Annotated in this window: 12 protein-coding genes; 10 read left to right on the top strand and 2 right to left on the bottom strand. The window is 40.8% G+C overall.

All coding sequences use genetic code 11. The features are described from left to right. Window positions 1-59: 59 nt before the first annotated feature. Window positions 60-929 carry an IS982 family transposase gene (locus GFH30_RS11880; protein WP_153372858.1) on the top strand — a complete coding sequence of 290 codons (870 nt, stop codon included), beginning with the start codon at window positions 60-62 and terminating at the stop codon, window positions 927-929. Window positions 930-951: 22 nt separating this feature from the next. Here the strand turns inward: GFH30_RS11880 and GFH30_RS11875 are convergent, their stop codons facing one another. Next, window positions 952-1242 carry a hypothetical protein gene (locus GFH30_RS11875; protein WP_153372856.1) on the bottom strand — a complete coding sequence of 97 codons (291 nt, stop codon included), beginning with the start codon at window positions 1240-1242 and terminating at the stop codon, window positions 952-954. Between the two features lie 394 nt (window positions 1243-1636). On the opposite strand from GFH30_RS11875, the gene GFH30_RS11870 reads away from it, so the two are divergent. Both GFH30_RS11870 and GFH30_RS11865 read left to right on the top strand, forming a co-directional pair. Then, a complete protein-coding gene (locus GFH30_RS11870) occupies window positions 1637-2629 on the top strand; it encodes a sulfate ABC transporter substrate-binding protein (protein ID WP_153372854.1) in 993 nt (330 codons plus the stop codon). A 249-nt stretch (window positions 2630-2878) separates the two neighbouring features. Next, window positions 2879-3895 carry a sulfate ABC transporter substrate-binding protein gene (locus GFH30_RS11865; RefSeq protein ID WP_153372852.1) on the top strand — a complete coding sequence of 339 codons (1017 nt, stop codon included), beginning with the start codon at window positions 2879-2881 and terminating at the stop codon, window positions 3893-3895. A 67-nt stretch (window positions 3896-3962) separates the two neighbouring features. Here GFH30_RS11865 and GFH30_RS11860 read toward each other — a convergent pair whose 3' ends face one another. Continuing rightward, window positions 3963-4298, bottom strand: a complete 336-nt coding sequence (locus GFH30_RS11860) for a hypothetical protein (RefSeq protein ID WP_153372850.1) — start codon at window positions 4296-4298, stop codon at window positions 3963-3965. A 300-nt stretch (window positions 4299-4598) separates the two neighbouring features. On the opposite strand from GFH30_RS11860, the gene rsmH reads away from it, so the two are divergent. The 7 genes from rsmH to GFH30_RS11825 all read left to right on the top strand — a co-directional run bounded on the left by rsmH (window position 4599) and on the right by GFH30_RS11825 (window position 12600). After that, window positions 4599-5513: a 16S rRNA (cytosine(1402)-N(4))-methyltransferase RsmH gene (gene rsmH / locus GFH30_RS11855; RefSeq protein WP_153372848.1), complete on the top strand. Its 915-nt coding sequence runs from the start codon at window positions 4599-4601 to the stop codon at window positions 5511-5513. Between the two features lie 61 nt (window positions 5514-5574). Next, window positions 5575-5853, top strand: coding sequence for a cell division protein FtsL (gene ftsL / locus GFH30_RS11850; protein ID WP_406565734.1), 279 nt, complete (start codon window positions 5575-5577; stop codon window positions 5851-5853). Between the two features lie 15 nt (window positions 5854-5868). Continuing rightward, window positions 5869-7695: a penicillin-binding protein PBP3 gene (ftsI, locus tag GFH30_RS11845; protein ID WP_153372844.1), complete on the top strand. Its 1827-nt coding sequence runs from the start codon at window positions 5869-5871 to the stop codon at window positions 7693-7695. Between the two features lie 11 nt (window positions 7696-7706). Continuing rightward, on the top strand, window positions 7707-9203 hold the full coding sequence (locus tag GFH30_RS11840) for a UDP-N-acetylmuramoyl-L-alanyl-D-glutamate--2,6-diaminopimelate ligase (RefSeq protein WP_153372843.1): 1497 nt from the start codon (window positions 7707-7709) through the stop codon (window positions 9201-9203). A gap of 12 nt (window positions 9204-9215) precedes the next feature. After that, complete coding sequence (locus tag GFH30_RS11835) at window positions 9216-10619, top strand: UDP-N-acetylmuramoyl-tripeptide--D-alanyl-D-alanine ligase (RefSeq protein WP_153372841.1); 1404 nt, start codon at window positions 9216-9218, stop codon at window positions 10617-10619. Next, window positions 10620-11738, top strand: coding sequence for a phospho-N-acetylmuramoyl-pentapeptide-transferase (gene mraY, locus GFH30_RS11830; RefSeq protein WP_153372839.1), 1119 nt, complete (start codon window positions 10620-10622; stop codon window positions 11736-11738). A 58-nt stretch (window positions 11739-11796) separates the two neighbouring features. After that, window positions 11797-12600, top strand: a complete 804-nt coding sequence (locus tag GFH30_RS11825; protein ID WP_153372837.1) for a putative RNA methyltransferase — start codon at window positions 11797-11799, stop codon at window positions 12598-12600. Window positions 12601-12609: the final 9 nt, after the last annotated feature.

The raw sequence follows: 12609 nt of genomic DNA, 5'->3' as shown, positions 1-12609 counted from the left end.
AATAGAAGAACTAGAGCCATCAGTTGAGTTACCACACAAAACTCACAACTCTAGTCCCGATGTTTAATAGTACCGAATTATTCTGCTTAATTGATGATTTCTTTCTTAAATTTGAAGCAACCTATTGGAATTTTCTTAAGCAAAGTAATCGTTCCTTAAGAATCAGAACTGCTCATTTAACCATTTCAGAAATCTGTTTTATCGCTATTTGGTACAAATGTTCTCATTTCAATAATTTCAAAGCATTTTTCATTTGGTTAAAAGAAGATAAAAACCATTTATTTAAGTATTTGCCTTGCTATCAAAGGATGATTCATCTGATCAATATGCACCAATTGGCTCTACACGCTTTACATGTGGTGCTGATGAAAGACCAAGGTACACAATATTTATGGATTGATTCAACGACTTTGCCAGTTTGTAAAAATCAACGTATTCAACGCCATAAATCTTTAGCTAAAATTGCATCTCGTGGTAAAAGTTCAATGGGCTGGTTTTATGGCTGTAAATTGCACATTGCAATGAACCAATTTGGCGAAATTGCTTGTTCTGCTTTATCGAATGGACATGTTGCTGACATAAAAATGGTTGAGAGACTCGTTAAAGAGATGGAAGCAAAGTTATATGAAGATCGTGGCTATATTAGTCAAGAACTGAAGATTAGATTAAAAGAGCAAGGCATTGATTTAATTACCTATCATCGAAAAAATATGCAGACTATACAACTTTCTGAGGCAGATAAATATCACTTAAAACAGCGCAATAAGATAGAGACTTTATTCAGTTTATTGAAAGGTCAGTACAATTTAGTGACAAGCAAAGCACGTAGTGTTCATGGATTTCTAGGAGGGATTTACGCGTCGTTGTGTGCATATCAACTGATCCATAAAAATAAGCCAACAATTCAAATTATGAAGTCATCGGCTTAAGCAGGATTCGGGTTAAGTAAGATTAAGAAAAAATCGTTTGCAAAAAACGGCTAAAGCGTTGGTTCTGCTGTGCAAAGAAATTTTGAGATGGCGCAACTTTAAGCGACGTTAATACTTTTAAGTTGTCATCCATACGCATGTTCTTTTCTGTTTTTTGTTGCTTAATTGCTTTTTCAATTGGTGATGTTCTTTCAGAGATCAAGCTCATAGGGGCTTTAGCCGCATCTGATTTCACCACAACGGCATGACCCAATTGTGTGGTCAACATCATAAAAATACTTAGGATGCAGGTCTTGAATGCTGTAAATTTCATTTCCAAACTTCCCCTTGTTTTGGTGTTGGATTAATTTTTGTGAATCGTTTGTTTTATTACCATGACTACAATTTAACCACATTAAGTTGATAAAAAGTAGAACTACGTCACATAAATTACAAAAAAATAAATATTCAGTCGTTGAAAATTACTCAATATTGCAAGTTTTTCCTTAATGCTGATATTTGTAACAAATAAATATGAAGATAGCGTGAAGATCGCCTCAATCCTAGCGAGGAACTTAGAATATTATCTGCTTTAGAACACAGTATTTTGAATATCTATAAAAGCGCAATAGATTGGATGTATTGATATAAGGATATGATTGTTAAATATTTTATTTGTTTATATATTGAGCGAAATATCAATGTTGAGTTTTAAATAATGAAAAAAAATAATCGTTTCAGCAGCATGGGTTTTACTGGGTGGTTTTTCGGCAACGCAGGTATTTGCGAAAGATTTTTTAAACGTTTCTTACGATCCAACACGTGAATTTTACCAAGAATACAACATTGAATTTGGCAAATACTGGAAACAAAAAACCGGACAAGCGGTTAATTTTAAGCAATCCCATGGCGGTTCTGGCAAGCAGGCACGTTCAGTTGTTGATGGTTTGCAAGCAGATGTCGTGACTTTAGCCCTTGCCAATGACATTGAAGAAATTGTTGCAGCGGGTTTGATTCAACCGGGTTGGCAAAAAGAATTTAAAAATAATTCTGCACCCTATACCTCGACCATCGTCTTTTTAGTGCGTAAAGGCAATCCGAAGAAAATTAAAGACTGGAATGACTTAACCAAACCGGGTGTTGAAATTATTACGCCTAATCCAAAAACAGGCGGTGCACCGCGTTGGATTTATCTTTCTGCTTGGGGATATGCACTGAAACAACCGGGCGGGAATGATGCCAAAGCCAAAGAGTTGGTGAAAAAACTCTATGCGAATGTCAAAGTTTTAGATTCAGGTGCGCGTGGTTCACTGACCACTTTTGCTGAGCGCGGTATTGGTGATGTTTTACTGTCTTGGGAAAATGAAGCATTACTTGCAACACAAGGACTTGGTAAAGATAAATACGATATTGTGTATCCGTCCATTTCGATTTTGGCAGAGCCATCTGTCGCAATCGTGGACAAAACCGTCGATAAAAATGGCAACCGTCAATTAGCCAAAGGGTATTTAAATTATTTGTACTCGCCAAAAGGGCAAGCCTTAGCGGCGAAGTATTACTTCCGTCCACGTGATGCAAATGTTGCAGCAAAATATGCAGCTCAATTCCCTACAATCCAAACCTTTACCATTGATAAAGTCTTTGGCGGTTGGGCGAAAGCGCAAAAAACACATTTCGTAAATGGTGCAATCTACGATCAAATTGTTTCAGAAAATCGTTAATAACGTCATCATCTGACAGCGACAGGAAATATAAAACGGATAAGGTTCTTATCCGTTTTTTTTCATATCTAAAGAATAAAATGCTATAAAACAGAATAAAGCGTCTATTTGAATTTTTTATGAGATAAAACATGAAATTAAAACAAAAAATGCTTTTATCATACAGAACTATATGAGCATATGATGAATTGCGATTAGTGACTTTATTTCATATAGTTATATGTATTATATATAATCTCCAGTGTTTCTATGAAAACTCAATTAAAATCAATATTTAGCTCTATATTGTTGCTGGCAGGTGTTGCAGTTACAACCACTGCTACACAAGCAGCCGATCGTGAATTTTTGAATGTCTCTTATGATGCGACACGCGAATTTTACGATGAATTCAATACTTCATTTGGTGCATATTGGAAGAGCCGTACCGGTATTAATGTGAACTTTAAACAGTCACATGGTGGTTCTGGTAAACAAGCGCGTTCGGTTGTTGATGGTCTAAAAGGTGATGTCGTCACGCTTGCGCTTGCCAATGATATTGAAGAGATTGTGCGTTCTGGACAAATCAAGGCAGGTTGGCAAAAAGAGTTCCCACATAACTCAGCACCGTATACCTCGACTGTTGTAATGATGGTGCGTAAAGGCAATCCTAAACATATTAAAGACTGGAATGACTTAGTTAAACCAGGTGTTGAGATTATTACGCCAAACCCGAAAACAGGTGGCTTGCCACGTTGGGTATATTTATCAGCATGGGGTTATGCTGAAAAGCAACCGGGTGGTAGCAAAGCCAAAGCCCAAGAATTTGTTGGCAAGATGTACAAAAACGTCAAAGTGATGGACTCTGCAGCGCGTGCTTCAATGACAACTTTTGCTGAACGTGGTATTGGCGATGTCTTGTTAACTTGGGAAAATGAAGCTTTAGTAACGCAGAAAACTTTGGGTAAAAATAAATTTGATATTATTTATCCATCTATGTCGATTTTGACTGAGCCTTCTGTCGCAATTGTTGATCGTACTGTTGAGAAAAATGGCAATAAATGGTTAGCAAAAGGCTATATCAATTACTTGTATTCACCACTCGGTCAAGAAATGGCGGCAAAACATTATTACCGTCCACGTAATGCCCAAGCGCTTGCTAAATATTCTGCGCAATTCCCGAAAATCAAAACATTCACCATTGATGAGGTCTTTGGTGGTTGGTCAAATGCACAGAAAACGCATTTTGCGAATGGAGCAATCTTCGATCAAATCTATAACAAACGTTAATTTGATGCTTTGATCAATATCTAAAAAAAGCCAGTCTTAGAGACTGGCTTTTTTATTATGGCATCACTTATTGAATGACGGCTCTACAGGCTTCAAAATCATCTCGAAGCTGTTGTTTTTGTTTTTCATCCAGCACCACAAATTGATCAATTAAATGTTTACTATAATATTCATAAAATTTCGGATGATGATAGGCATAGGTGGGTGTGCTGTTATCATAAATAAAATGCATGCGTTGTAGCAATTCGGCTTGCGTGTTCAGCTCAGGACTCAAACGCACCACATTACAGAGCGTTGCTTGATGTTTACCGCGTAATTCAGCATTGGGATACATCAACCAAAAGCAGAGTAGAACGGCTGCAATCACAACGCCTAGACTGATCCAAAGAATCGATTTTTTCATAATTATGCTCAGCTTTATCAGCTTGGGAGAATCTCAAAATAAAGTCTGAGATGTAAATTGAATCCCATCATATCAAGAAATGAAGAAAAAGCTGAGTTCGCATAAATGGCTTGAGAAGCTGAAACATAAAACAGAATTGAAACAAGAAGTGTAAAGGCATGCGTAGACAGGCTTTTTTTGTATCGATAAAACGGTTTTCTCTATAGAAAATAATATATATCTACAAAAAGTCGTTTGGAGCTTTGGCTAAACAGAGTGATAATGTGCAGTTAAATTTTTAGCCCCATTGATTGAGTCTGTATGTCACATATTTCTGTATTACTTCATGAAACGGTTGATGCCTTATTGGCAGGTCGCAGTACGGGAGTTTATGTGGATGGAACCTTTGGTCGTGGTGGTCACACACGCGAACTGCTGTCAAAATTAGACGAAAATGCACGTGTTTACGGCTTTGATAAAGACCCGCAAGCTTTAGAGACAGCCGCGATTTTAGAACAAGAAGATTCACGCTTTAAAATTATTCATGCCAGCTTTGCGGATTTGAAACAAGAATTACATGCGCGTGGCATTGAGTTTGTTGATGGTGTGATGGCGGATTTAGGCGTGTCATCACCGCAGCTTGATCAAGCAGAACGTGGTTTCAGCTTTATGAAGGATGGACCTTTAGACATGCGTATGGATAACTCAAAAGGTCCAACAGCTGCTGAATGGTTGGTCAATATTGAAGAAGAAGACTTAGCCAATGTGATTTATAAATATGGTGAGGAGCGTTATAGCCGCCGTATTGCCAAAGCGATTAAGAACGCAGGCTACATTGATACGACAGCGCAACTGGCTGAAATTGTGAAAGTTGCCCATCCGAAATGGGAAAAGAACAAACATGCAGCCACACGTACTTTCCAAGCCATTCGTATTGCTATTAATAAAGAATTAGAAGATATTGACGTATTCCTACCGCAAGCGGTTGAAGTACTGAAACCTGAGGCACGTTTGGCAGTGATTAGCTTCCATTCTTTAGAAGATCGTTTGATTAAACAGTTTATTCAAAAAGAATCGACCTTAGATGAAGACTTTGGTTGGGGTATGCCGGGGCAGCAAAAAGATACACGACGTTTAAAGAAAGTGTCACGTGTCAAAGCCAGTGATGAAGAAGTGAAAGCCAATCCACGTTCACGTAGTGCATGGTTGCGTGTTGCTGAACGTTTGGCTCCATAGACGAATAATGAGAACTGAAGTGGTCGACAAAAAAACGGATAGATTGCGGCTTAAAAAAAGCATGACCTATGCCATTTTACTTTTAATGGTGTTTGTGAGTGCAATTTTTGTGGTGTTCCAAGTTTTTGAATATCGTCAAGATTATCGAAAACTCAGTACATACATGCGTGAACGTGATGATTTAAACGCGGAATGGGGACGTTTACTGATCGAGCAGCAGACCTTTGGTGCGACAGCGCAAATTGGTACGCGTGCAGTGACTCAATTGCGTATGTATTCACCGCCGATTAATCAAACCGTTGTAATCTCATTACCGCAAACTTCAGATGCTAAAAAATAAGGCTAGCGCGTTCACATGGTAGACAAGAAAACAAAGCAAACAGTACGCAAAAAACAGCAATCTGTGACCAATAAAAATACCTTAAATGTCGATATGAATCGTTTCTATATCATGTGGGCAGTGGTGTTGGCATGCTTTATTGCATTAATTGGTCGTGCTTTTTACGTGCAAGTTATTAACAAAGACTTTTTGCAAAATAAAGCCAATGCCAACATTTTAAGAACCGATAAGATTAAAGCCATGCGCGGGGTAATCTACGACCGCAATGGTGTGCCTTTGGCAATCAGTACCCCAATTATGAAATTGGTGATTGATCCGCGTGATTATTTTGAAAATAAAAAGCTCTATGACGAGACCATGCTCGCGTTACAAAAAGAGCCGAATAATCGCAAGCTGAAACGTCAACTGCCCGATAAAAACCTGAACTTAGATGAACTTGCCGATGCAGTTGGCATGGATCGCGCGCTACTACGTAAAAAAATGCAAGAACGTCCACGTTCACGTTATCTCATTTTGAAAAAAGAAGTACCGCCACAACAAGCAGAACTGATTATTGCACGTAAATTCCAAGGGGTTTACGCAGAGAAAACCTATAAACGTTATTACCCGCAACCACAACCAAACTCACAAATTATTGGTCTAACCAATAGTGAAGGGATGGGGATTGAAGGTTTAGAAATGCAGCTGAATTCGCGTCTTTCTGGTGAAGATGGCGAACAGCAAATTGTCCGAGATAAAAAGGGTAATCGTGTTAAAGACCCTGAAGTCATTAAAGAAGTGGAAGCCGGTGAAAACATCACTTTGAGTATTGATTCACGTCTGCAATATATTTTGTATCGTGAACTCACTGCTGCCGGTGTGGCGAATAATGCACGTTCTGCATCAGCAATTGCGGTTGATGTCAAAACGGGTGAAATTTTGGCGATGACTTCATGGCCGTCGTATAACCCAAATGATAAAAATGGCTTTGTGAATAAAGATGCCATGCGTAACCGTGGTGCGATTGACTCGTTTGAGCCGGGTTCGACCATGAAGCCATTGACCGTTGCGATGGCATTGGAAAGTGGTAAATACAATGCCAATACGGTGGTGAATACCTCACCGGGTTCTATGCGCATTGGTAACCATACCATCCGTGATACGCATAACTACGGTCCTTTAACCTTAGGCGGAATTATTCAAAAATCTTCTAACGTGGGTGTGGCTAAAATCAGCTTATCTCTACCGTATCAAACGCTACCAACATTCTATAAACGTCTCGGGTTTGGTCAACGTTCAGCAGTCAAATTCCCGGGTGAAAGTGCTGGTTTGATTTTGCCACCAAGTAAATGGAATATCTCTGAAGTAGCAACCATGTCCTATGGTTATGGCTTAAATGCAACAGTGCTACAAGTTGCCGATGCATATGCGATGCTTGCCAATAAAGGGCTTAAAATGCCGTTAAGTTTATACAAACTTGAGCAGCAACCTAAAGGCGAGCAACTGGTTGATCCAAAAATTGCCGATCAAGTATTGCATATGATGGAAGCAGTGACGCTACCCGGTGGTACAGCACGTCAAGCCAATATTCCGGGCTATCGTGTGGCAGGTAAAACAGGTACAGCGCATAAACTGCGTGCAGACCGTAAAGGCTATTCACAAAGTGAATATCGTGCCTTGTTTGCAGGGATGGCACCGGTCAGTAACCCGCGTTTAGCCATGGTGATTGTGGTCGAAAACCCAACGGGTCAATATTATGGTGGTTTGGTTGCCGCACCTGTATTTGCGCGTGTGATGCAAGAATCATTGCGCTTATTGAATGTCCCATTGGACAAACCTTTAGAATCTCCCAACGTTCAGTAAATAGGTGATCAATGTCTATTACATTTAAAGATATCTACGCCGTTCAAGATACTGCTGAATGGATCAATCAAGCCTTTCATGGTTTTGAATTAGACAGTCGTAAAGTCCAGTTAGGGCAAATTTTTATTGCTTTAACTAGTTTTTCACAACCAGAAAAAACAGCTGAATTTGCACAAAAAGCCTTAGATCAAGGTGCTTTGGCCGTCATTTCAGAAGTTGAACTTGGGGTTTATCCAAGTATTGTCGTGCCTGATGTACGTCATTTAATGGGTGCATGGCAAAAGCAATATCTACAAGCGACGAAGCCAGTTCAAGCCGCGCGCATATTGGCAGTCACGGGTACCAATGGCAAAACGACCATTTCTCGCTTGGTGGCTGAACTGATTATGCTGCAAGGCAAAGCCTGTGCTGTGATGGGCACGACAGGCAATGGGATTTTACCGAATTTAGAATCATCATCGCATACCACTTTAGATGCGCTTCAACTGCAAAATGCATTACATAGCTATGCGCAAGCAGGAGCTGAATTTTCCTCTATTGAAGCCAGTTCACATGGTTTAGAGCAAGGTCGCCTAAATGGCTGTGCCATTGAAATTGCAGCGTATAGCAATCTCAGTCGTGATCATTTGGATTATCACGGTACTCTAGAGGCATATGCGGAAGCGAAATCACGTCTATTTAAATTTGAAAGTTTAAAAGTTGCCGTGATGAATCTCGATGATGCACATGCCGATGTCATGATTGAGGCGGCAAGAGCGAATCCAAGCCAACCTAAAATTCTCACCTATTCATTGTCTCAAGCAGCGGACTATCAAGTTACTGATATTCAATACCAAATTTCAGGTGCTGAATTTAAACTGATTACTCAACATCAAGAAATGACCGTAAAAAGTCCGCTGATTGGTCATTTTAATATTGAAAATTTGGTGGCGAGTTTAATCGTAGCAGAACAAGCTGGTTTCGATTTATCAAGTTTGATTGCTATTGTCCCTCAGTTGAAAGGTGCACCGGGGCGTATGCAAGTGATACGTGATGCAGATCGCTTATTCATTGTGGATTATGCCCATACACCGGACGCTTTAACTCAAGTACTCGCTACGCTTAAACGTCATGTTGCTCATGATTTATGGGCAGTGTTTGGCTGTGGCGGCGATCGTGATCGCGGTAAACGACCACTCATGACGCAAGCTGCATTAGACGGTGCGGATATCGCAGTTTTAACCTCAGATAATCCACGCACTGAAAATCCTGAACAAATCTTTGCTGATATGAAACAAGGTATTGATTTTTCAGCGAAGACTTATCATGAGATTCATGACCGTCGTGAGGCAATCAAGTTTGCTATAGCGCATGCCAAAGCAGGGGACATTGTCGTCATTGCTGGTAAGGGACATGAGAACTATCAAGAAATTGATGGAGTACGTCATTGGTTTGATGATGTGGTCGAAGTTCAAGCTGCGATTGATGCCCAACTTCACAATACCGATTCAGCATATCCTGCACAGTAAAAGGATCAGAACATGCATACTTCAACGACCAGTACCGCGACTCTTGAACCTTGGACAGCAGCACAACTTGCACAAGCGACCCAAGGTTATTGGTTGAATGACCGTGCGCCTGTCGGTGAGATTAAGCGAATTTTAACTGACTCCCGCCATGCAGAAGCAGGAGATGCTTTTTTAGCCCTCAAAGGTGAACGCTTTGATGCGCATGATTTTGTCGCGCAAGTGGCAGAACAAGGTTGTCAAATTGCAATCGTGAGCCAAGCCGTTGACGCAGATATCTGTCAGCTTGTGGTTGAAGATACACGTTTGGCATTGGGTGCTTTAGGCGCGTATCGTCGTGCTCAAAATTCACAGCTCAAGGTGATTGCATTAACGGGTAGTAGTGGCAAAACCACCACTAAAGAAATGCTCGGTAGTATTTTATCTCGTCTCGCACCGACGCTCGTGACACGTGGTAACCTCAATAATGACTTGGGTGTGCCAATGATGCTGCTCGAACTTCGTGCTGAGCATCAGTATGCAGTCATGGAACTTGGTGCAAGTCATCAAGGTGAGATTGATTATACTTCAAATTTAGTTCAACCCCATGTGGCGGGCATTCTGAATATCGGAACTGCACATATGGGTGAGTTTGGTGGGCGTGATGGCATCTGCCGTGCTAAATCTGAAATTTATGCGCATATTTCTGAGACATCGATTGTGCCTGCGCATGATGATTTTGCTCAAGACATTCGTAATGCGGTAAAAACCGATCATGTCATGAGCTTTGGGCAAGATGGTGATGTTTTTGCTACAAATATTGAACTGCAATCTCAATCTGCAACATTTACTTTAAATACACCGCAAGGTGCAAAAGTTGTGAATCTGCCATTTGCAGGTGAACACAATGTACAAAATGCGACAGCTGCTGCTGCATTTGCATTGTCGATTGGTATTGGACTTGATGATATTGTGGTGGGGCTTGAGCATGCAGTCGGTGCAAAAGGTCGTTTAAACTTTATCAAGCATAAAGAATTTTTATTTATTGATGATACCTATAACGCCAATCCAACCTCAATGCGTGCTGCTGCAGATGTTTTGGCACAGCAAGATGGCATTCGTGTCATGGTCATGGGTGATATTGGCGAACTTGGGGCATCAGCTGCGATTGAGCATTATAAGCTGGGTCGTGATTTGGTTTCGGTGAAAGGGCTTAACTTTGTCGTGACAGTGGGTGAGTTTGCGCCTGCTGCACAAGAAGGTGCTCGGAGTACCCAATATGGTAAGAAAATGCAGGCCTTCTTAAATCAAGAGCAGGCATTGCCATTTTTAATTAATTTGATTGAAACACATCAACCTCAGTCCATGTCTTTCCTGTTTAAGGGGTCGCGTTTTACCCATATGGAAACATTGATGGCTGCATTGATGGAGAAACTCTAAATGCTGTTATGGCTATTTGAACATTTGGCGGGCTATGACAGCACGTTTCAGGTGGTTCGTTATTTAACGCTGCGCGCGTTACTCAGTGTATTGACTGCATTGACGATTGGTTTAGTGCTGGGTCCGATCATGATTCGTAAGCTGCAAGCTTTGAAATATGGTCAGGCAGTGAGTTCATTTGCCCCTGAAAACCATGCTAAAAAGATGGGTACACCGACCATGGGTGGTGTGCTGATTTTACTATCTATTGGTATTTCGACCTTACTTTGGGCAGATTTATCTAATCCTTATGTCTGGATTGTACTTGCTGTGATGGTGATCTTTGGTGCCGTCGGTTGGGCGGATGACTGGATTAAAATCCGTTATAAAGACAATGCTGGTCTGCCTGCACGTAAGAAATTCTTTTGGACTTCTGTGGGTGCTTTAGGTGTCGGTATTGCACTCTATGTGATTGCACAGCAACAAACCAATCCCGTCCATACAGCGAATATGCTCGATCTTTTAATTCCATTCTTTAAAGATCATAGCATTCCATTCTCAGCAATTCCGCTTGGCATTGGTTTCATCATCTTCACTTACTTCGTGATTAATGGTGCCTCAAACGCGGTCAACCTTACCGATGGTCTCGATGGCTTAGCCATTATGCCGATTGTGTTGGTTGCAACAGGTTTAGGTGTATTTGCTTACTTAGCAGGTGATGTACGTTTCGCGACGTATTTGCATATTCCGTATGTGAAATACTCGTCTGAACTTGTGGTCATTTGTGCCGCTATGATTGGTGCGGGCTTAGCATTCCTTTGGTTTAATGCGCATCCTGCACAAGTCTTTATGGGTGATGTTGGTGCATTATCATTAGGTGCAATGCTTGGTACGATTGCTGTCATGGTTCGTCAAGAAATCGTGTTTGCGATTATGGCGGGTGTGTTCTTGGTTGAAGCAATTTCAGTATTCCTGCAAATTGGTTCATTGCGTATGCGGAATAAACGTGTATTCCTGATGGCGCCGTTGCATCATCATTATGAGAAAAAAGGCTGGCGCGAGACACAAGTTGTGATCCGTTTCTGGATTATTACTATTATGTTGGTGGTTTTGGGTCTAATGACTTTAAAATTACGTTAAGACATACCTTTGAAAAAGTCGGCGTATGCCGGCTTTTTTATTTTGGAGAAAGAACCCAATGAACTTACTCATGTGCCCCGTTTGTCGTGAGCAGTTGAAGCTCAGTGAAAGAACATGGCGATGCGTCAATAATCATAGTTATGATGTGGCTAAACAAGGTTATGTGAACTTACATGTGGTTCAGCATAAGCACAGTAAAAATCCGGGTGATACGCCTGAGTCTGTGCAAGCACGTCGTGCCTTTTTAAGTGCAGGACACTATGCACCGCTTCAACATGCTGTAGTCGAAAAAATCCGTAAATTACATATTGAAAATTTATTGGATGTTGGTTGCGGTGAAGGCTATTACACCAATGCCATGCAGCAAGAAGTCATGCAATGTGTGGGGGTGGATATTGCAAAAAATGCAGTGCAAGTGGCGGCTAAACTGAATCAAGACGTGACTTGGGTTGTGGGAACCGGTGCAACTTTGCCTGTACTCGATGCTTCAATTCATTTATGTACCAGTTTATTTAGTCCCATTCCAAAGCAAGAAATTTTACGTGTGCTCAAACCTGAAGGCTATTTAATGGTAGTGACACCTGCACCAGAGCATTTGTATGCCATGCGGGAAGCCTTGTTTGAAGAGGTGAAGCCACACGAGCCGCATAAATTCGTTGAACAGCTGCAAGATGCATTTGATTTGGTGGATGAGCTTGTTGTCGATGCGCCAATGCGATTAGCACAGCAGGATTTAAAAAATCTGATTGCGATGACGCCTTATGCTTATAAGGTAAAAGCCGAACGTCGTGAAGCCTTAGAAGCTAAAGATCAATTTGAGCTCAATGCTCAATATCAGATTTATATCTTCCAAAAGAAATAAATTCGCTTC

This window comes from Acinetobacter wanghuae, assembly GCF_009557235.1.
In the GTDB taxonomy this organism is placed as follows: Bacteria; Pseudomonadota; Gammaproteobacteria; order Pseudomonadales; family Moraxellaceae; genus Acinetobacter; species Acinetobacter wanghuae.
This window is presented reverse-complemented; position numbering and strand designations above follow the sequence as displayed.